General features: G+C 60.8%; 18 protein-coding genes and 1 tRNA gene. 8 read left to right on the top strand and 11 right to left on the bottom strand.

The features are described from left to right. Positions 1 to 39: 39 nt before the first annotated feature. The 7 genes from BUC36_RS17730 to BUC36_RS17700 form a co-directional block, all read right to left on the bottom strand. Positions 40 to 939, bottom strand: coding sequence for a sugar phosphate isomerase/epimerase family protein (locus BUC36_RS17730; RefSeq protein ID WP_073277703.1), 900 nt, complete (start codon positions 937 to 939; stop codon positions 40 to 42). Continuing rightward, positions 936 to 1,148, bottom strand: coding sequence for a twin-arginine translocase TatA/TatE family subunit (locus tag BUC36_RS17725; protein ID WP_073277701.1), 213 nt, complete (start codon positions 1,146 to 1,148; stop codon positions 936 to 938). The genes BUC36_RS17730 and BUC36_RS17725 overlap by 4 nt, the downstream gene beginning before the upstream one ends. After that, positions 1,148 to 1,852, bottom strand: a complete 705-nt coding sequence (locus tag BUC36_RS17720) for a 3-keto-disaccharide hydrolase (protein ID WP_073277699.1) — start codon at positions 1,850 to 1,852, stop codon at positions 1,148 to 1,150. The genes BUC36_RS17725 and BUC36_RS17720 overlap by 1 nt, the downstream gene beginning before the upstream one ends. A 43-nt stretch (positions 1,853 to 1,895) precedes the next feature. Then, a complete protein-coding gene (locus BUC36_RS17715; RefSeq protein WP_073277697.1) occupies positions 1,896 to 2,903 on the bottom strand; it encodes a LacI family DNA-binding transcriptional regulator in 1,008 nt (335 codons plus the stop codon). Positions 2,904 to 2,948: 45 nt separating this feature from the next. Further along, positions 2,949 to 4,271, bottom strand: coding sequence for an MFS transporter (locus BUC36_RS17710; protein ID WP_073277695.1), 1,323 nt, complete (start codon positions 4,269 to 4,271; stop codon positions 2,949 to 2,951). Positions 4,272 to 4,325: 54 nt separating this feature from the next. Then, entirely contained in the window at positions 4,326 to 5,387 is a 1,062-nt protein-coding gene (locus BUC36_RS17705; protein ID WP_084536249.1) for a sugar phosphate isomerase/epimerase family protein, read from the bottom strand. A 154-nt stretch (positions 5,388 to 5,541) separates the two neighbouring features. Next, positions 5,542 to 6,723, bottom strand: coding sequence for a Gfo/Idh/MocA family protein (locus BUC36_RS17700; protein WP_073277693.1), 1,182 nt, complete (start codon positions 6,721 to 6,723; stop codon positions 5,542 to 5,544). A 1,121-nt stretch (positions 6,724 to 7,844) separates the two neighbouring features. On the opposite strand from BUC36_RS17700, the gene BUC36_RS18905 reads away from it, so the two are divergent. The 5 genes from BUC36_RS18905 (at position 7,845) to BUC36_RS17680 (ending at position 10,748) form a co-directional block, all read left to right on the top strand. After that, positions 7,845 to 8,054 carry a hypothetical protein gene (locus tag BUC36_RS18905; protein WP_073277691.1) on the top strand — a complete coding sequence of 70 codons (210 nt, stop codon included), beginning with the start codon at positions 7,845 to 7,847 and terminating at the stop codon, positions 8,052 to 8,054. Between the two features lie 108 nt (positions 8,055 to 8,162). Beyond that, entirely contained in the window at positions 8,163 to 9,278 is a 1,116-nt protein-coding gene (locus BUC36_RS19120) for an extracellular catalytic domain type 1 short-chain-length polyhydroxyalkanoate depolymerase (RefSeq protein ID WP_234995055.1), read from the top strand. Between the two features lie 29 nt (positions 9,279 to 9,307). After that, on the top strand, positions 9,308 to 10,081 hold the full coding sequence (locus BUC36_RS19115; protein ID WP_200797314.1) for a hypothetical protein: 774 nt from the start codon (positions 9,308 to 9,310) through the stop codon (positions 10,079 to 10,081). A gap of 91 nt (positions 10,082 to 10,172) precedes the next feature. Continuing rightward, positions 10,173 to 10,376, top strand: a complete 204-nt coding sequence (locus BUC36_RS17685; protein WP_073277689.1) for a hypothetical protein — start codon at positions 10,173 to 10,175, stop codon at positions 10,374 to 10,376. Between the two features lie 177 nt (positions 10,377 to 10,553). Then, positions 10,554 to 10,748, top strand: coding sequence for a hypothetical protein (locus BUC36_RS17680; protein ID WP_084536264.1), 195 nt, complete (start codon positions 10,554 to 10,556; stop codon positions 10,746 to 10,748). 129 nt (positions 10,749 to 10,877) lie between these two features. On the opposite strand, the gene secF is transcribed toward BUC36_RS17680, so the two are convergent. The 4 genes from secF to queA form a co-directional block, all read right to left on the bottom strand. Beyond that, positions 10,878 to 11,879 (bottom strand): protein translocase subunit SecF, encoded by a 1,002-nt coding sequence (gene secF, locus BUC36_RS17675; RefSeq protein WP_084536247.1) that lies wholly within the window; start codon positions 11,877 to 11,879, stop codon positions 10,878 to 10,880. 11 nt (positions 11,880 to 11,890) lie between these two features. Beyond that, the gene (gene secD, locus BUC36_RS17670; protein WP_073277683.1) at positions 11,891 to 13,759 is read right to left on the bottom strand and encodes a protein translocase subunit SecD; all 1,869 of its coding nucleotides are present in this window, start codon (positions 13,757 to 13,759) and stop codon (positions 11,891 to 11,893) included. A gap of 163 nt (positions 13,760 to 13,922) precedes the next feature. After that, positions 13,923 to 15,041 (bottom strand): tRNA guanosine(34) transglycosylase Tgt, encoded by a 1,119-nt coding sequence (gene tgt, locus BUC36_RS17665; RefSeq protein WP_200797319.1) that lies wholly within the window; start codon positions 15,039 to 15,041, stop codon positions 13,923 to 13,925. A 64-nt stretch (positions 15,042 to 15,105) separates the two neighbouring features. After that, entirely contained in the window at positions 15,106 to 16,146 is a 1,041-nt protein-coding gene (gene queA / locus BUC36_RS17660; protein ID WP_073277679.1) for a tRNA preQ1(34) S-adenosylmethionine ribosyltransferase-isomerase QueA, read from the bottom strand. A gap of 154 nt (positions 16,147 to 16,300) precedes the next feature. Between queA and BUC36_RS17655 the strand changes: the two genes are divergently transcribed. The 3 genes from BUC36_RS17655 to BUC36_RS17640 all read left to right on the top strand — a co-directional run. Next, a tRNA-Leu gene (locus BUC36_RS17655) sits at positions 16,301 to 16,387 on the top strand. A gap of 1,326 nt (positions 16,388 to 17,713) precedes the next feature. Continuing rightward, the gene (locus BUC36_RS17645; protein ID WP_073277675.1) at positions 17,714 to 18,061 is read left to right on the top strand and encodes a hypothetical protein; all 348 of its coding nucleotides are present in this window, start codon (positions 17,714 to 17,716) and stop codon (positions 18,059 to 18,061) included. 207 nt (positions 18,062 to 18,268) lie between these two features. Beyond that, the coding region (locus BUC36_RS17640) for a transposase (protein WP_143187040.1) at positions 18,269 to 18,565 on the top strand (297 nt) is incomplete at its 3' end.

The following is an 18,565-nucleotide window of genomic DNA, read 5'->3' as shown; positions in this document are numbered from 1 at the left end:
GCGTCTGCAGTACACCGATAAAGGATTGGAAAAGTCCGCTCATACCAGCAGTCGCTCCGCTTTCTGCAGCAGTTTTTTCGTCGCCAGGACACCCAGGTCCTCGTCGCCCTCGCCTTCGAATTCGATACCAATATGCCCTTGATAACCGGCATCGCGAATTATCTGCAACATGCGCACGAAATCCGTATTGATCTCGTTGCCGTCCGCATCGAATTCAAAACTCTTGGCACTGATGCCGCGCGCGTAGGGCATCAACTGACGCACGCCTAGGTAGCGATCGTAGTCGCCGAAGTTGCCGAAGTCCGGCAGGCTGCCGCAATTGGGCAGGTCCACGCTCGCCAACACCTGCGCCAGCCACAGGCCGTCGGAGGAGTAGCCGCCGTGGTTTTCGACGATCACATTGATGTCGTAGTCGCGGGCGAACTGAGACAGCTGGCGCAGGCCGTCCACCGAGGCCGCCTGCACGTCTTCGCGGCTGCCGCGCCCGGAGGCGTTTACGCGGATCGAGTGGCAGCCCAGGTACTCGGCCGCCGTCACCCATTTGTAGTGATTTTCCACCGCCCGCTGCCTGAGCGCGCTGTCCGGATCTCCCAGGTCCCCCTCGGCATCCACCATAATCAGCAGGCTCTGCACACCATTGTCGGAGGCCCTGGTTTTCATTTCGCCCAGGAAGTGGCGGTCCTCTGCCCTGTCCATAAAGAACTGGTTGACGTACTCCACCGCCCCTATATCGAACGCCTCGCGCGTCTTGACCGGAAAATCCAGCACCTTGAGTTCGCCGCTTCTCAGCTGGCGGTGCAGGGACCACTGGGCCAGGGACAGTTCGAACAGTTTTTTGTCGCTTCCACCCGGCTGGGACAGGCAGCCCGGCAGCAGGGAGGAGGCCAGGGCCATGGATACGAGGCCCCCGCTTTTGATCAGAAATTGGCGCCTGTTCATACGCTCTCCCCTCTTCCGAATTCCCCTTTTTCAAGCGAGCGATCTTCGCCGCTCGGCGCACCCTCGCCACCGGCCAGCGATTTGCGGAAACCGCCGATGGCTCCACCGATATCCTCTCCGAGGCTGCGTATCCTGCCGCTCCCGAACAGCGTCAGTGCGATCAGCAGCACTATCAGCAGCTGCCAGAAACTGATTCCGGAAATGCCCATCACAGCTCCCGGATTTTGATATTGCGGTACCAGACTTTATCGCCGTGATCCTGCAGGGCTATATGGCCGCGCTCGGTGCGCGCGAACTGCTGGTAATCGGAAAACTTGCTGTCGGCGAGGCGCGCCCGCCAGTCTTCGGACCAGAGTTGGTAGCTGACGATCATGCGACCGTTCAACCAGTGCTCCACGCGGCCGTCCTCGACCCGGATCTTGGTGCTGTTGAACTCTCCCGTGGGCCGCACAGCTTCTTCGCTTGGCGCATAGAGGTCGAACAGGGCTCCGGCGCTGTGGCTGGGTTTTTCCAGTTCCGGGTAGGCGGCGTTGTCGAGCACCTGGTATTCCATACCGCTCATCCACACCGGGGCGTCTTCGTCGGCCACGCGATAGATGATGCCGCTGTTGCCCCGCTCAGAGATTTTCCATTCCAGCTGCAACTCGAAATCCGCAAATTTTTCCGCGCTCACCAGGTCGCCGGCGCCGCCGGCGGTGAGTACCAGATTGCCGTCGACCACCTGCCAGGCGTCGCCGATCCGCGAGCCGTTGACGCCGGTCCAGCCGTTGAGTGTCTCGCCGTCAAACAGCGGGCGCCACTGCTCCGCAGCGTCTGCCTGCGCAGCCCGCTCACAGGCGGAGACGCCACTGAGCAGCGCCAGGCCGACTGCCGCCAGCTTTCCGAACTTCGCTTTTCTTTTAGTTGCCTGCATTATTCTTCTCCCGCTTTCCCGACGCTTTACTCAGTAAATGTATTCAGTCGCGGCACTGGCCGCTGCTCTCGCGAACCACCAGCTCGTACGAGAGCTTGGTGCGTTTCTCCTGCGGCTGACTGCCGGCAATAATCTGCAGCAGCGTCTCCATGGCGCGGCGTCCCAGCTCTTCCGCCGGCTGGTCGATGGTGGTCAGCGGCGGATCCGTAAAGGAGGCAAACTCGATATTGTCGAAGCCCACCACGGAAATATCCTCCGGCACACTCAGGCCTTTTTTCTTGATCTGGTGAATGGCACCAATGGCCATCTCGTCGTTCATACAGAAGATGGCGCTGGGGGGCCTCTTCGCCGACAGCAACGTCTCTGCGCCGCGGGCGCCGGAGGACAAGGTGAATTCACCATTCACCAGCAGCGCCTCATCGAGCTCCAGGTTCGACTCCCGCAACACCTCGCAGAAGCCCGCCAGGCGATCGCGCACAATCGGGCTGGCCGCCGGCCCGGTAATAACGCCCATGCGGCGGTGCCCCAGGGCCACCAGGTGCCGGGCGACGGCCCTGGCGGCACTGCGGTTGTCCAGTTCCACCACCGGGTAGCTGGCGTCGTCGGCGATGCGTTCACATGCATTGACCATGGGTACCGACGCGGCCAGGGCGGCGTCCTTCCCCGCGAAAGGATAGCGGCAGTCCAGCTGGATCAGGCCGTCCGCCTGGCTGGTCAGCGCCATGCCGGCGTAGAAGTGCTCCCGCTCCGGCTTGCCCTGGGTGTCCCCCAACAGCACCGAGTAGCCCTGGTCCTGCGCGGCCTGCTCTATTCCCCTGATCACCTTGGAAAAAAAAGGGTTGGCGACATTGGGTACCAGCACCACGACCGCATAGGATTTTCCCGAGCTGAAATTTCTCGCCAGCAGGTTGGGCCGGTAACCGGTCTCCTCCACCGCCTTGAGTACCCGCTCCCTGGTCTGCGGCGACACCAGCCGCGGATCCTTCAGGGTCCGGGACACTGTGGCGACGGATACACCCGATAGGCGGGCGACTTCGCGAATGTTGGACATTTGCACCTTTACTCTGTTGTCGGCGACATTTTTTGGTCGCCCCGATTATCCCCGGGCCAGGCCGGCTTCAGGCGTTGCAGCTGAACGGCGACGCCGGTCCAGCAGCCAGATGCCACCGAACACCGGCAACAGTGCCAGTGGCACCAGGGCCAGGGACTGGAAGGATTCCACCGATGCCGCCATCAGCACCGCGTCCAGCTCGGCACCGGAGAGCCGCTCGAAGGCCTCCAGCCCGCCGGCGGCCTCCAGTTTCGCCTCATCGAAGATGGCACCCAGCTTCGGCAGTACGAACTGGATGGCCATGCCGCCGCCGAATCCCAGCAGCCCCAGGAACAGGGCCCCGCCGCGCACGAAGCGCTCGGAGACCGTGGCCAGCATCGTCGGCCACATGTAGCAGACACCTATACCCCAGACGGTGGCGGCCAGCAGCGCCGTCACCGGCGAGCGTGCCAGGCTCAGGGCGTAGAGGCCAACCGCGGCCAGCAGGCTGGAAAGCCACAGCAGGCCGATGGGCGACAGTTTCTTCGCCAGGGCGCCGGCGAAGTGGCGCATGACGAACATCAGCATACTGACATAGATAAGAATCACTATTCCCTTCATACCCACCACCCGCGACAGGGTCAGGTCGACCCACTGCCCCGGCGCCAGTTCGGCGGCGGCGGTCATCCACATGCAGATCCACAGCAGGACGAACAGCGGCTGTTTCAGCAGTTCGCGGAACATATCGCCATAGCCGATGCCGGAGGCCACCCTTTCGGTCACCGGAAATTCCGCCGTCGCCACCAGCCAGGCCATCGCCACGGCCGGCAGGGCCAGCACCAGCAGGTTCAGCTGCCAGGGGGCGCCGGCGGCGGAGATTGCCAGCCCCAGCAGGCCGCCCACCACTATGCCGCCCGGCCACCAGGCGTGCAGTACATTCAATCGCTGGGTCTTGTTCTCCGGGTCCACCGCGGCGACCATCGGGTTGCTGGCCGCCTCAACCGCGCCCCAGCCGAGTCCGGTCAGCAACAGGCCCACCAGCACTAGGGTTTCGACACCGGGGCCCGCCGGCACCATCGAGGCGGCGATGATCATCAGGCTGCCGAGCAGGTAGCCGCAGGCGGAGAGCAGCAGCATGCGCTTGATACCGACCAGGTCAACCAGCGCGCTGCCGAACAGCAGCGTGAAGGCGAAGCCGGTAAAGGTGAAGCCCAGCGCCTCTCCGAGCATGGCGGTGGAGTTGGCCAGGTCTATCTGGTCGTAGATATCCGCCTGCAGGTCGCCAGCGATAGAGGCGCGGACCGCAAAGCCCAGGCCGATCATAAATATCGACAGGTTGCCCACCAGGAATACCCTGCTGTAGCGGGACGCATCTGCGGGTGCTTTCATCTGCTCTCTCTCCGTTATCGTTATTATTTATTTTCTGCTGGTGATCCCGCGCCTTCAGTCCAGGCCCAGTATCCTGCGGTTCCTGGCCCTGTCCGGCTCGGCCCCGGCAAAATCGTCAAAGGCCTTCTCTGCCGCGGTGATCAGGTGGTCATTGATAAAGGCGACCCCCTCCCGCGCGCCCTGCTGCTGGTCCTTGATGCAGCACTCCCACTCCAGCACCGCCCAGCCGTCGAAACCGTACTGGGTCAGTTTGCTGAAGATAGCGCGAAAATCCACCTGGCCGTCACCGAGTGAGCGGAAGCGGCCCGGGCGCTCTATCCAGGGCGCATAGCCGCCGTAGACACCGGCGCGGCCGCTGGGGCGGAACTCCGCATCCTTGACGTGGAAAGCCCGGATCCGCTCGTGGTAGATATCGATAAACTGCAGGTAATCCAGCTGCTGCAGCAGGAAATGGCTGGGGTCGTAGAGGATATTGGCGCGGGGGTGGCCGCCGACCGCATCGAGAAACCTTTCGAAGGTCAGGCCGTCGTGCAGGTCCTCGCCCGGGTGCAGCTCGTAACAGAGATCGACGCCGGCGCCGTCGAAGGCATCCAGGATCGGCAGCCACAGGCTGGCCAGTTCGCGGAAGCCGTCCTCCACCAGCATCGCCGGCCGCTGCGGCCAGGGGTAGAAGGTATGCCACAGCAGGGCACCGGAGAAGGTGGCGTGGGATTTCAGTTTCAAGTTGGCGCTGGCCTCGGCCGCCTTCAGCAGCTGATCGCGCGCCCACTGGGACCTCGTTCCCAGGTCCCCGCGCACCGCATCGGGTGCAAAGATGTCGAGCATGTCCGCGTAGGCCGGGTGCGCCGCTACCAGCTGGCCCTGCAGATGCGTGGACAGCTCAGTGATCGCCACGCCGGCCGCATCGCAGATGCCCAGTATGTCATCGCAATAGGCCCGGCTGCTGCTGGCCAATTCCAGGTCGAAAATACGCTTGTCCCAGGTGGGAATCTGCACCCCGCGGTAGCCCAGCCCCGCGGCCCACTCGACCATCGACTGCAGGGAGACCTGCTCGCCGGCCGGTGGCAGAAATTGGGCAAGGAAGATTGCGGGGCCCTGGATTTTCGATGACATCATTATTATTGGCCTTAAAGCTGCGAATGAAACGCTGAACAAGTCTATTTCGTCGCTCCGGCGAAAGCCGGAGCCCAGTAGCCCGGAGGGTTCTAGATTCCGGCTTGCGCCGGAATGACGATATTCAGGGTTTGCCTAAATCTTTTTAACTATCTATTTAATCGGTCGCCGGCTCTTCCCACAGGGGACGCAGGGAAACCCAGGAGGAATGGTTGCGGCTGCTCTCCAGGGCGCCGCGCACAAATGCCATACCCCGCACTCCGGCCTCTATGCCGCCGGATGCACCGCTGGCATCGGCCGGCTCGCCTGTGCGAGCCCGCCGCACCCTGTCGGCAAAGTCGCGGTAAATATTGGCAAAGGCCTCTATATAGCCTTCCGGATGGCCCTGCGGCGTGCGGCAGAGGGCCCGCGCTTCCGGGGCCAGGTATGCGCAGTCGGCGCCGGCCACATAGGTCTCCAGCGGCCCGCCCCTGCGCCGCAGCTGCAGCCGGTTGGGGTCCTCCTGTTGCCAGGAAAGCGCCCCCTTTTCGCCATAGACGCTGATACTCAGATTGTTGCCCTCGCCGGCGCAGACCTGGCTCGCGGTCAGGGTGCCGCGGGCGGAGTTCTCCAGCCTGAACAGGGCCGCGCCGTCGTCGTCCAGCAGCCGGCCGTCCACCACCGAGCGCAGGTCAGCGCAGACCTCGGTTATCCTCGAGCCTGTCACAAACTCCACCAGGTTGTGCGCGTGGGTGCCTATGTCGGCGAAGCAGCCGCTCTCGCCGGATCGCGCGGGATCTGTACGCCAGGACGCCTGCTTACCGCCGGCATCATCGGCGGACGCCAGCCAGCCCTGGGGATAGGCGACAGTCACCCGGCGCACCGCGCCCAGCTCGCCGCCGCAGACCATTTCCCGCGCCTGCCGCACCATCGGGTAGGCGGCGTAGGTGTGGGTGAGGCCGTATACCAGGCCCGTCTCATGAACGACCGCCCTGAGAGAAATGGTCTCCTCGAGGGAGCGCGCCGCCGGCTTGTCGGAAAGCACGTGGAAACCGCCGCGCAGGGCCTCGGTGGCTGCCGGCAGGTGCAGATCGTTGGGAGTGACCACAGAGACGAATTCCATGCGCTCCCCCGCGGGTCGCGCGGCCTCGCCGAGTACCAGGTCGCGGTAGCTGGCATAGGCGCGATCCGCCGGCAGCCCCAGGCGCGCCGCGGTCGCCCGGCCGCGCGCTGGATCGCTGCTAAAGCAGCCGGCGACCAACTCTATTTCGCCGTCCAGGGCCGCGGCCATACGGTGGATGGCGCCGATAAAGGCTCCCTCTCCGCCGCCGACCATGCCCATTCGCACTCTTTTGCTCATGCCCCGCCCACCTCGGTCCTACTGGGATTGTTGTTTCAACCACTCTTGAATCAACAGTTGATGCAGCCAGTGTAACCGGTTACATTCAACTTCGACAACCTCTTTGGGGTCATGTATGAGGTCTTGGCGTGAAATCACTCCGACATCACAACAGTTACCGCATTTCCCAGTTAAATTGACCTCCCCCCCCCCAAACTTTTAATTCAACCGCAACTTAGTAATGTCGGTGGTGGTGGTCGATTCTCTTTTGTGCGTTCTGGATTGCTCGACAAACTCCGCCGGGATCTGGTAATCCAGCGAAGAATCTGGCCGCTGCTCGTTTTAGTCCTGCCGCCAAATGCCGATCAGCTCTCAAGCATGTGCAAAGCCTCTATACCTGTGCTCGTTCAACCCCCCCACTGAATCCCCAACTAAAGCTCTGGAGGCATCCATTCTCCGCTTGGCTTGACCGGCTGAATCAGCTATAGCAAAACGCCATTCTCATAAGCCCGCTGATCGTGCGCCTTACCGGTGAACACTGACACTGGCCCCTGCTCTGCCCTGATCGAATTCGATTAGCCGCGGAACGCAGCTATGGCATTCAGTGTCCGAGTCATCTGAGGCCCCGATATGCCGTTGGCTTCCGGGGTGTCGAGAGATTCATTGTCGAAGTTAACGACCTGTTTATCGACCTCAAGAGTCATATCTCCGCCAAATACCGGCTCAACTGGTATAGCGCCAGTGAGGAGTAGTCCTCTTCGGGGATCATTATGTCCACGGGCTGGCCTCAACCGACTGGCTTCAGTCAGCCCTCGCCAACGCCATGGCAATGTCAATACAGAAGGTGCATCCAGTGCAGGGAGGCTTCGCCTGGGACAAGCAGCGCCTGCCGTATTCCGTCCGCGAGTCCCTCCCTAGCCAGTTTACTGGCGTACGGCTGGCCTTTGGAGAAGTCACCCCTAATACCTGCCTCAGGCTGGAATCACATATACCTGAAAACGGCGTCATATTGTCCGACGGCATAGATGCGGACTGCCTACCCTTCAATTCTGACGCCACTGTCAGAATCGCCTCAACCCGCGGGCGACTGGTGGCGACATTGAGGCCCGCAGGCCAAAATGCGCGCACGTATGGAAAAGAGAGTGCTCGACAGACTGCAGGCCAAGCTGGCCGACATGAAATACTGCCGCGACGGCTACCCCGAGCTGGAACGGGTAATAGACCGGGGCCACATGACGATTTGCGGCGAGTGCAAGGAAGGAGCCTCCGATACAGACCGTACGAACTTCACTAACGAGCAATCACAGCAGCCCTCTATGCTGCACCAGTTCGAAACCCTGAAGACCAATTAATCGCCGAACTCCCCGACCGAACTGTCCTACAACCAAAGTCGCATTCCCAGCCCTGCCTCACCCTTCTAGGCTGGGCAACGCTATCCAATAACAATAATGGTGAATGCGATGATGACCCTGAGACCCAGGCGCGGACCGCTGCGCTGCCTGCTGCTTGGCGCCGTGGCGCTCTGCGTGGCCGCAACCGGACATGCCGGCAGCTGGCAAAAAAATGTCGCCCTCGGCGGCTTCAACAACGTCCATATCTATACCCCTGACAGCAGCTCCGCGATCGGTGACGGCAAGGCGCTGCTGATCGTGCTGCACGGCTGCGTGCAGCCCATCGACAACTATCTCACCGCCAATCTCGAAGACGCGGCTGAGGAGTTCGGCATGGTGGTGGCCGTGCCCGAGGCCATGAACAAGGCGGGCTACAGCTGCTGGTCCTACTGGGAGGGCACCAGGTCGCGCACAGCCGGGGACTACAAAAACCTGATCAACCTGGCCAATACCATGTCCGCTGACACCAGCCGCGGTATCGACAGCGACCAGGTCTATATTGCCGGCCTGTCATCCGGCGCCAGCTTTGCCAACACCACCGCCTGCCTTGCACCTGACGTCTTCGCCGGCATGGGCATCAGTGCCGGCCCCAGTATCGGTACCAGCTCCAATGGCGCACTCGGTCCCTGCGAGACAGCCGACGTCGCCAGCCGCTGTAACGCCTACGCCGGCAGTTACGGCAGCCACTTCGCCACGCAGATTGCGTCCATTGCCCACGGTGACGCCGACACCACGGTGAACCAGTGTTACAACGAGCAGAATGCCAACGGCATGGCCGGCGTCTACGGTGTCGGCCAGCTGGCGGGCACGAACACAATCAGCGATGGCAGTCGCACCGCCGAGGAAACCCTGTGGGCTGACGGCCGCGTCTCGATGCTGTGGTTGAACGGTGTGGACCACTCCTGGTCCGGCGGCGAAGGTGCCAGCGGTGGCTACATCAGCAGCGCGGGGATCAATTACGCCCGCTACCTCGGCCAGCACTTCCGCGACCACAACAAGCGGGTCGATCGCAATCGCGGCCCAGTGGTCAGCAATGTCGAGATCAGCACCAGCGGCGACCGCATCCTGGTCAGCGGCACCGCCACCGATACCGAGGGCAGCGTGGTCGATGTCACGGCCACCTTTACCGGCAACGGCGACAGCAGCGTAAGCGGAGGTGTCGACAGCAACGGTTTTTTTCCCTGACCAGCGCCGCACTGGCGGATGACCTCTATGTGGTTACCGTCGTCGCGACCGACGATGCCGGCGCTGCGGGAGAGGCCTACGCGGAAACGGTGCGCGTCGGACCCGAGCCGCCGCAGACGGCCCCGGAACTCAGCAACATCGCCGCTTCCAGCATTGGCCAGTGTGTAACTGTCAGCGGTAACGTCGTCGACAAAAACCTGGATCTGGATACAGTGGAAGTGTCTTACAGCAACGGGACGGTGACTGCCGCGGTCACCGGCACTGACTTTACCGCGGAACAGTGCAATCTCCCCGGCGGCACCGGCAGTGCGCAGGTTACCGCCAGCGATTTGACCGGCCTTAGCGCTAGCGCAAGCGTATCGTTTACCGTCGACGCCGGTGCAACCGCCACGCTCGATGCGCATATCGCTGCCGGCCGGCTGGACTACACCAACTATGCCAACTGCTATCTGGAATACAGCACCAGCCCGTTCCGCCTGGATGAGTATTCGGCTGCGGCCGGCCAGTGTCAGTGGCGCGACGACGACGCTTCCTGCGTGGGTCCGCAGCTAGCCTGCTCCAGCGGCGAAGGCAACGGTGGGGACAGCGGTGACAGTGGTGGTGACAACGGCAGCAGCAACTGCACCGAGGCGTCCACCTACAACTACTACCACAAGACCGCCGGGCGCGCGTACAGTACCGGCAACCCGCTGGCTCCGGACTATTTCGCCAATGGCAGCGGCGAGTCCATGCCCGGCTCCACCTGGGGCCTGAACACCCTGCATAGCGAAGACAGCAGCTGGTATCTGGGCCCCTGCCCCTGAGAACTCATGTCTTGCCCCAGTGGGGATTTGCGGTAGCACGACACTATCATTCCCGCGACTTGGAGAAATTATTTTCCCGAGGAGGTGAACGATGAACTCTCCCAAGTGCGGGCTGCGCCTTGCCAGCGTACTGTTCGGCCTGATGTCCCTCGGGCAGTTGTGGCGACTGATCGCGCAACCGGAGGTACTCGTAGGCGGCGCCGCCTTCCCAACCTGGCCGAGCGCCCTCGCCTTCATCGTGCTGCTACTGCTCAGTGCATGGCTTTGGCGCCTGTCCAACAAGACCACGCAGTGAACCGCGAATTGCCAAACAGCCCGGCCCGAGCCGGGCTTTTTTGTGTTAGCAAAGTACCGATCTGGAGCAGAAAATATGCTCGAAAACGCGGAAGGTGGGGGGTTAACCTAAAGCAGGTGATTTTTTGTTCAAAATGTTGTAAAATGCGCGGTTCACGTAGAAAACTGGAAATTGATTGTGGCCAAAAAGACCTCCACTGCTTCGAAAAAGAAGCAGCCGACCGCCGTAGAAACCCGCGAGAGCATCGAGGAACAGGTGCAGGCTTTTCTTGCGAACGGGGGCGAAATACAGCAGGTGCCCAAGGGAGTGAGCGGACAGACCAACACTTCGGGGCCGAAACACATCACCTTGGGCAAAAAGCCCCGCAGCTAGTTTTCCCAGACCCGCAACGAGGTCTTCCAATAAAGAAGCGGCCACTCGCCGCGATCAGAACCCAGTATTATCGAGGATCGATCGCGGCCAGCGGCCGCTTCCGCATGCAATTCGCCCTTTGGCGATTTATCAGGGCATCTCTTCCAGTTCTGCGCCTTCCTTCACCGGCGGCATCAGGTCTTCCTTGGTGATACCCATCGCCATCAGCACGTTAGCGGCAACGTATACAGACGAATAAGTACCCACGACCACGCCGACAATCAGCGCCAGGGAGAAGTTGTGAATCAGCTCACCGCCGAAGAACTGCAGCGCCCACAGCACCAGCAGGGTGGTGAATGAGGTCATAAAGGTGCGGCCCAGCGTCTGGCTGATGGAAATATTGATAATCTCCTCGGAAGTCGCCTTGCGCACCTTGCGGAAATTCTCGCGGATGCGGTCCGCCACCACGATGGTGTCGTTCAGCGAGTAACCGATCACCGCCAGTACCGCCGCCAGTACGGTCAGGTCGAAATCCAGCTGCAGCAGGGCAAAGAATCCCAGCACGATGATCACGTCGTGCGCCAGGGCAACGACTGCACCCACGGAGAACTTGTACTGGAAGCGCAGTGCCACGTACGCCATCACCACCGCCAACGCAAACAGCATGCCGAGGCCGCCGTCATCGCGCAGCTCTTCACCGATCTGCGGACCGACCACTTCCACGCGGCGCAGGTCCACATCCCCTTCGCTGGCCGGGGCCAGTACCGCCACCACCTTGTCACCAATCGACTGGGACGCTTTCTCGTCCCGCGCGCTCACCTGGGTTTGCTCTTCGGTGACTGCCGGCGGCAGTTTGATCAGCAGCTCGTTGTCCGAGCCGAAATTCACTACGGTCGCGCCTGAGTAGCCAGCGGCATCCAGCTGGTTACGCACATCTTCGATACGCGGTGCAATCTCGTAGCCCACTTCGATCTGGGTACCGCCGGTAAAATCCAGGCCGAACTTCAGGCCGTTCATGACCAGCGCGGTCAGCGACGCAACCACCATCACAATGGAAACAGCCGCGGCCAGTTTGCGCCAGCGCATGAAATCGTACACGCGCTTGCCCATGTACTCGGTGATTTTTTCGTTTTCTACTTTGGTCTCGCTCATTGCCAACTCCCTTAAATCCAGAGTTTTTGTACACGGCGACCGCCGTAGAACAAGTTGATGATTGCCCGGGTGCCCATGATGGCGCTGAACATGGAGGTCAGAATGCCGATGGACAGGGTGACGGCGAAGCCCTGTACCGGGCCGGAACCGATCGCATACAGGATCACCGCCACGATCAAGGTGGTGATGTTGGCATCCACGATGGTGCTATAGGCGTTGTCGAAGCCGGCGGTGATGGCCGACTGCGGCGGCATACCGTTGCGCAGTTCCTCCCGTATTCGGGAGAAGATCAGCACGTTGGCGTCCACCGCCATACCGACTGTCAGTACGATACCGGCGATACCGGGTAGGGTCAGCGTGGCGCCGAGAATCGACATCACCGCTACCAGTAGCACCATGTTGACCGCCAGGGCGATATTCGCCGCAATGCCGAACACGCGGTAGAACAGCAGCATACAGACGAGTACCGCCAACAGGCCGATCTGTACCGACTTGACGCCCACCTCAATGTTGTCGGCCCCCAGAGACGGCCCAATCACCCGCTCTTCGACGAAATACATGGGCGCCGCCAGGGCACCGGCGCGCAGCAGCAGGGCCAGTTCCTGAGCTTCGGCGGCGCTATCGAGGCCGGTGATGCGGAACTGGCGGCCCAGCGCGCTCTGCACGGTGGCCAGACTGATGATCTTCCTGTCGTCGGTGCGCTTCTGCACCACGATCTCATTGCCCTCGGCGTCCACTTTGGTCTCCGGCACGAAGCGGCTCTCGATAAACAGCGTGCCCATGCGGCGACCGACATTCTTCCAGGTAGCGCGGTGCATCAGCTCACCGCCGCGGGAATCCAGGGTGATGTTGACCTGCGGGAAACCGCTCTCGTCGTAGCCGACGCGGGCGTCGGTCACGCGATCGCCCTTGATGATGACCTTGCGCTCCAGCCAGGCGCCGCCGTACATCTGGCGCTGCTGCTCGTTGCGGTACTCGAAGTATTCCTTGTTCGTCACCAGGGTGTCCGGGCGCGCCTCCATACGGTACTCGAGGTTTGCGGTCTTACCGATGATGCGCTTGGCTTCGGCGGTATCCTGCACGCCCGGCAGTTCCACCACGATGCGGTTGCGCCCCTGGCGCTGCACGATCGGCTCGGCCACGCCGAGTTCGTTGACGCGGTTGCGCAGGGTGGTGAGGTTCTGGGTTACCGCGTAGTCCTCGAGCTGCTTGATCTCCTGCTCAGACAGGCTCGCACGGACTTCGAGATTGTCGCCGCTGCCACCTTCCGTCAGTTGCAGCTGCGGGAATTCCTTGCGCATGGTGGAGACGGCGAGGTCGCGCAAGTCGTCGCCGCGAAAGCGGGCGACGATTTCACGGTCGTCCACCAGATCCACACTGCGGTAGCGGGCCTTGGCTGCGCGCAATTTGGCTTTTACATCCTGTACATAGCCTTCCATATTCGTTTTGACGATGGTGTTGGTGTCCACTTCCATCAGGAAGTGCACGCCGCCGGCCAGGTCCAGGCCCAGTTTCATCGGGCTGGCGCCGAGATTACTCAGCCAGTCCGGCGTCGTGGAAGCCAGGTTCAGTGCCACCACATAGTCGCTGTGCCCCAGCGCCTCCTGAATCGCCCGCTTCGCCGGCAGCTGGTCGTCCATCGAGTTGAGACGCAGCAGTATGGCCTTGTCACCCACTTCGCCACCAACATATCCGATGCCCACCTCGTCCAGAGCCTTCTCGGCCCGATCGAGGACGTTCTGCCCCACGGTCATGGCACTGGACTGGCCGGAGATCTGCACGGCGGGATCCGGCTTGTAGAGGTTGGGCGCGGCGTAAGTCAAGCCGAGGGCCACAACCACGAGAATCAGGAGGTACTTCCAGATGGGGTAGCGATTCATGCTGCTCTCATTGTTCTAGTGCGGCCTTGTGGGCCGGTAAATCTTGGCAATGTCGGAGGATATGCGGGCGCCGATGGCGGATTGCAAGGCGCAGAAGCCCCCAAGTGGGGGCCGATTATACGGGGATCGTATGCGGGTACAAATCAGGTGGCCCGAGGCGCCGCTATGCGGCCAGCGGCGGCACCTCACGCCCGAGACGGCGGTAGAACTCGGCCACGAAGGCGTCCAGCTCGCCGGCGGCGATGGCGTCGCGCAGCCCCTGCATCAGCCGCTGGTAGTGGCGCAGGTTGTGGATGGTGTTGAGCTGCGCACCGAGGATCTCGCCGCAGCGGTCCAGGTGGTGCAGGTAGGCGCGGGAGAAGTTCTCGCAGGTGTAGCAGTCGCAGCCCTCCTCCAGCGGCCCGGTATCGTGGCGGTGGCGGGCGTTGCGGATCTTGACCACGCCCTCCGCGGTGAACAGGTGGCCGTTGCGCGCATTGCGGGTGGGCATCACGCAGTCGAACATATCCACGCCGCGGCGCACCCCCTCGACAATATCCTCCGGCTTCCCCACGCCCATCAGGTAGCGCGGCTTGTCCGCGGGCATCTTGTACGCCAGGTGGTCCAGCACCTTGATCATCTCGTCCTTCGGTTCACCCACTGACAGGCCGCCAATGGCGTAGCCATCGAAACCGATCTCGGTGAGGCCGCGCAGGGAGACATCGCGCAGTTCCGGGTACATGCCGCCCTGCACTATGCCAAACAGCGCCGACGGGCTGTCGCCGTGGGCTTTCTTGGAGCGCTCCGCCCAGCGCAGGGACAGCTCCATGGACTTGCGCGCCTCGTCGGTGGTGGCCGGATAAGGGGTGCACTCGTCGAAGATCATCACGATATCGGAACCCAGCGACTTCTGTACCTGCATGGACTCTTCCGGGCCCATAAACACCGGGCTGCCATCGATCGGCGAGCGGAAGGACACGCCCTCTTCCGTGATCTTGCGCAGATCGCCGAGGCTGAATACCTGGAAACCGCCGGAGTCGGTCAGAATCGGCCCGGACCACTGCATGAAATCGTGCAGGTCGCCGTGCTCCTCGATCACCTGGGTGCCCGGGCGCAACATCAGGTGGAAGGTATTGCCGAGGATGATGTGCGCACCGATCGCCTCAACGTCCCGCGGCAGCATGCCCTTGACAGTGCCGTAGGTGCCCACCGGCATAAAAGCCGGTGTCTCCACCACACCGCGCGGGAAGCGCAGGCGCCCGCGGCGGGCCTTGCCATCGGTGGTATCCAACTCAAACTGCATAAAGCACTGGCGGCTCAAGGGAAGCTCCTGAAAATTGTCCGATTGCGGAAAAGGGATTGCGCGGTCACCAACCGCTCACGTGCGGATTCCGGTTGATCAGCATGGCATCGCCGTAGCTGAAGAAGCGATACTTCTCCCGCACGGCTTCGCGGTAGGCATTCATCGTCTGTTCATAGCCAGCGAAGGCACTCACCAGCATCATCAGCGTCGATTCCGGCAGGTGGAAGTTGGTAATCAGGCGATCCACCACCCGGAACCGGTAACCGGGGTAGATGAAGATATCGGTCTCGCCCACCGTCGGCACCAACTCGCCTCCGGCCGCAGCGCTTTCCAGCGCGCGCACGCTCGTGGTCCCGACTGCGATTACCCGTCCGCCACGGGCGCGGCAGTCTGCTACCGCCCGGCACACGGACTCCGGTACGTGCAGCACTTCGCTGTGCATCTGGTGTTCGAAAATGTCATCTACCCGCACGGGCTGGAAGGTCCCGGCCCCCACGTGCAGAGTCACAAAGGCAGTCTCCACGCCCTTGTCACGCAGGGCGGCCAGCATAGCGTCGTCAAAGTGCAGCCCGGCCGTCGGCGCTGCCACGGCGCCCGCATGGCGGCTGTAAACCGTCTGGTAGCGCTCCCGATCCGCATCTTCATCGGGCCGGTCTATATAGGGCGGCAGCGGCATATGGCCGAGGCGCTCCAGCACCGGCAACACACCTTCTTGCGGGAATTCCAGCTCGAACAGCGCTTCGTGACGCGCCACCATTTGCAGTGGCGTATCGTCCTCGAGCACCACTTCACTGCCGGGCTTCGGCGACTTGCTCGAGCGGATATGGGCCAACGCCCGCCGTTCATCCAGCACGCGCTCGATCAGAATCTCCAGTTTGCCGCCGCTGGCCTTGCGCCCGAACAGGCGCGCGGGGATCACGCGGGTGTCGTTGAACACCAGCAGATCACCGGCCTCAACCAGATCCGCCAGCTCGGCGAACTGGCGGTGCTCCAGCCGGCCGCTGGGTCCATCCAGGCACAACAAGCGGCTGCCCCGGCGCTCCTTGGCCGGAGTGCGGGCGATCAATTCATCGGGCAGGTCGAAGCGGAAATCCTGGCGGCGCATGGAATCAGTTTAGGTGGTCTGCTGTTTGGGAAGTCTGGGGGCGCGAAGAGTAACGGAAAGCCGCCCCGCCGCCAAATCCGGTTGACCACCGACCGCCCATCGCTATAATCGTCCCCCTCGCCGAGGCACCCAAACGACATCGCCTCGAGCTACTGCCAGAGTGGTGAAATTGGTAGACACAGGGGATTCAAAATCCCCCGCCCTTAAAAGCGTGCCGGTTCGAGTCCGGCCTCTGGTACCAAATACAAAAAAGGCCCGCAACAGCGGGCCTTTTTTGTATTTGGCATCGGAGTGCCGGCGAGAACAGGCTCTCGGTTCGACCAACCGCGCAAGCGGTTAGGACGCCGCAGGCGCCCGCAGGGGCGAACTGGCGTAGCCAGTTCGATCAGTCCGGCCGTATTAAGGACTCCGGTCTAGCCGCCAAACACGCACCTATTTTTTGCTATCGATAAGCCGGCGCGACCAGCACCCCGGTTCGACCGATTGCGCCCGCAGGGGGGCGGTTGCAGCCAGAATAATCAGCACGGCCGAATTCCCCCTCATTGGTGGCAGCACCCTCCGCCATAAACAATTACCGACCACTATCCCGTGTTCGCCCCCCCTCTTTCTCTGCATTCCACTGCGCCACGACTGCCTTATTTCCGCGCCCCCAGTGCCACACACTTCTGGCGACCGAAGCGATTTCACCCACAGAAGTATCGTTCCGATGTACCGCGAAATTTGTACCCGCTCCGGTTCGTTCCAACCTCAGCTTCCCTGCACTGTAATGAGCGATGTCATGGAGAGTTCCGCCTCGCCTTTCATCCTCCGCTGAGCATTATTTGACCTATTAAGGATCGTAGCCACGCCCTCAACACCGGCAAGCCCCGATCCGACAGCGATCAAAACCACCCTGTTCAGCAGCACCAGGCTCTTTAACACCGGGCACCGGGCCATAACTTGTTGATTTCTTTGCAAAACCATTTCTGTTCAAGAGCCAACTGGCTTGTCGCGAAACTTCTCCCGAGGCTCGTTAATTCTGGCGTGCGCTTTATCAAGGATCAGTAACCTATTGATATCTCGTGCATTTTCGAAGAACCTGAAATTCTGTTTACCGAGATATGAAGCCAAGGTGATATAAAGCCTTAGGCATTTGAATAAACTGTTAGATTTTGTCGGCATCGGAGTGCTCGGCTTTTAAATGATACAGGATCTTTAATGCTGTATATAAATACAGTATAGAAATAAGAAATGAACACGGACCGTGGAATTACTTCTAAAAGGAAGATGACGATCAAAAATTTTTTATGTTACCGTGAAGCGCAGCTTCCGCACGCAAGCACACGTGGTTGCGGACGTAAGCTGCACTTCACGGCAAGGCATTTTGTCGCATCTACTATCCCTTCCAGTAGTAACTTCACCTCCATACAGTTTGATAAGCTTTGCTTAAGCAGTGGCAACATTGCCCGGAGTAGGCTGTGATACTGTGCTGTTCTACCTGGCTTAAATCTAACAAGACGCCGAACGATACGCGGCGCGAGCGCCGCGATCGTTGGCTATTTCGTTATGTGAGTAAGAAATAGAGCCCATGGAAATCGTGATACAAATGATTGATCAAGTTTGGCAATTGCTTGTACGCATTCCGTTTTGGTTGTTGTTGTCCACACCGCTGATAATTGCTCTCTACTTCTATGCAAAGAAAATTAGGAGCATGCCGTGGAATCTGGCAATCAAGCTTTTGCTTTTTGCCCCACTTTCGGCTGTCTTACTCGCTCCAATGCCGGTTGGCATGTTCATAGCACTCGTGCCTAATGGATTTTTGCTCTTTAGTGGCGTTGAGTACTACAGTAGGGTTTTTTCGTGGTGTGCTGTATCCATACCGGTATCAATAGTAGTTTGTTACTTTGTAGGTAAGAAGTACCTGAAATCCACATAACCAAGCCAGGCAGTTTGCTCCGGGCCTACGGCCCTCCGCGGGACAGCTTACCTCGTGCACATTTTGCGCAGGTCGCTTCGCTCCCACTTTCGCACAAAATGTGCATAGCATTGGTCGCCCCTGTTGCGGGCGTTCTGGCTGTAGAAAAACTCTTAAAAACCAGTAGTTTTTGATAGAATTGGTGGATCATAAAAAGGGATATCCGCCATGCCCAACTTCAAGCGGTATAACTACAACCAGGATGCCATGGTTGTGATCAATTTCGAGGATCAGCTACAGCCTGGCACCTTCGAATTCACCCTCCATCACCTGATCGACGATCATATCGACCTCTCCGTTTTCTACGATAAGTACCAAAATGATGCCGGCGGCCGCTCAGCCTACGACCCGGCCATTCTGCTGAAGATCATTTTGTTCGCTTATTCAAAAGGCATAACTTCCAGTAGAGAGATTCGATGGCAGTGCGAGCACAACATTATTTTCAAGGCGCTGTCCTGTGACAGT

The sequence above is a fragment of the Microbulbifer donghaiensis genome (genome assembly GCF_900129095.1).
In the GTDB taxonomy this organism is placed as follows: domain Bacteria; phylum Pseudomonadota; class Gammaproteobacteria; order Pseudomonadales; family Cellvibrionaceae; genus Microbulbifer; species Microbulbifer donghaiensis.
The sequence above is the reverse complement of the archived record's forward strand: the minus strand, read 5'-3'. Positions and strand labels throughout refer to the sequence as shown.

What these genes read in the sequence shown, in the direction of transcription:
- BUC36_RS17730 (WP_073277703.1), bottom strand. Translation starts at nt 939, where the DNA reads ATGAACAGGCGCCAATTTCTGATCAAAAGCGGGGGCCTCGTATCCATG.
- BUC36_RS17725 (WP_073277701.1), bottom strand. Translation starts at nt 1,148, where the DNA reads ATGGGCATTTCCGGAATCAGTTTCTGGCAGCTGCTGATAGTGCTGCTG.
- BUC36_RS17720 (WP_073277699.1), bottom strand. Translation starts at nt 1,852, where the DNA reads ATGCAGGCAACTAAAAGAAAAGCGAAGTTCGGAAAGCTGGCGGCAGTC.
- BUC36_RS17715 (WP_073277697.1), bottom strand. Translation starts at nt 2,903, where the DNA reads ATGTCCAACATTCGCGAAGTCGCCCGCCTATCGGGTGTATCCGTCGCC.
- BUC36_RS17710 (WP_073277695.1), bottom strand. Translation starts at nt 4,271, where the DNA reads ATGAAAGCACCCGCAGATGCGTCCCGCTACAGCAGGGTATTCCTGGTG.
- BUC36_RS17705 (WP_084536249.1), bottom strand. Translation starts at nt 5,387, where the DNA reads ATGATGTCATCGAAAATCCAGGGCCCCGCAATCTTCCTTGCCCAATTT.
- BUC36_RS17700 (WP_073277693.1), bottom strand. Translation starts at nt 6,723, where the DNA reads ATGAGCAAAAGAGTGCGAATGGGCATGGTCGGCGGCGGAGAGGGAGCC.
- BUC36_RS19120 (WP_234995055.1), top strand. Translation starts at nt 8,163, where the DNA reads ATGATGACCCTGAGACCCAGGCGCGGACCGCTGCGCTGCCTGCTGCTT.
- BUC36_RS17685 (WP_073277689.1), top strand. Translation starts at nt 10,173, where the DNA reads ATGAACTCTCCCAAGTGCGGGCTGCGCCTTGCCAGCGTACTGTTCGGC.
- secF (WP_084536247.1), bottom strand. Translation starts at nt 11,879, where the DNA reads ATGAGCGAGACCAAAGTAGAAAACGAAAAAATCACCGAGTACATGGGC.
- secD (WP_073277683.1), bottom strand. Translation starts at nt 13,759, where the DNA reads ATGAATCGCTACCCCATCTGGAAGTACCTCCTGATTCTCGTGGTTGTG.
- tgt (WP_200797319.1), bottom strand. Translation starts at nt 15,041, where the DNA reads ATGCAGTTTGAGTTGGATACCACCGATGGCAAGGCCCGCCGCGGGCGC.
- queA (WP_073277679.1), bottom strand. Translation starts at nt 16,146, where the DNA reads ATGCGCCGCCAGGATTTCCGCTTCGACCTGCCCGATGAATTGATCGCC.
- BUC36_RS17645 (WP_073277675.1), top strand. Translation starts at nt 17,714, where the DNA reads ATGGAAATCGTGATACAAATGATTGATCAAGTTTGGCAATTGCTTGTA.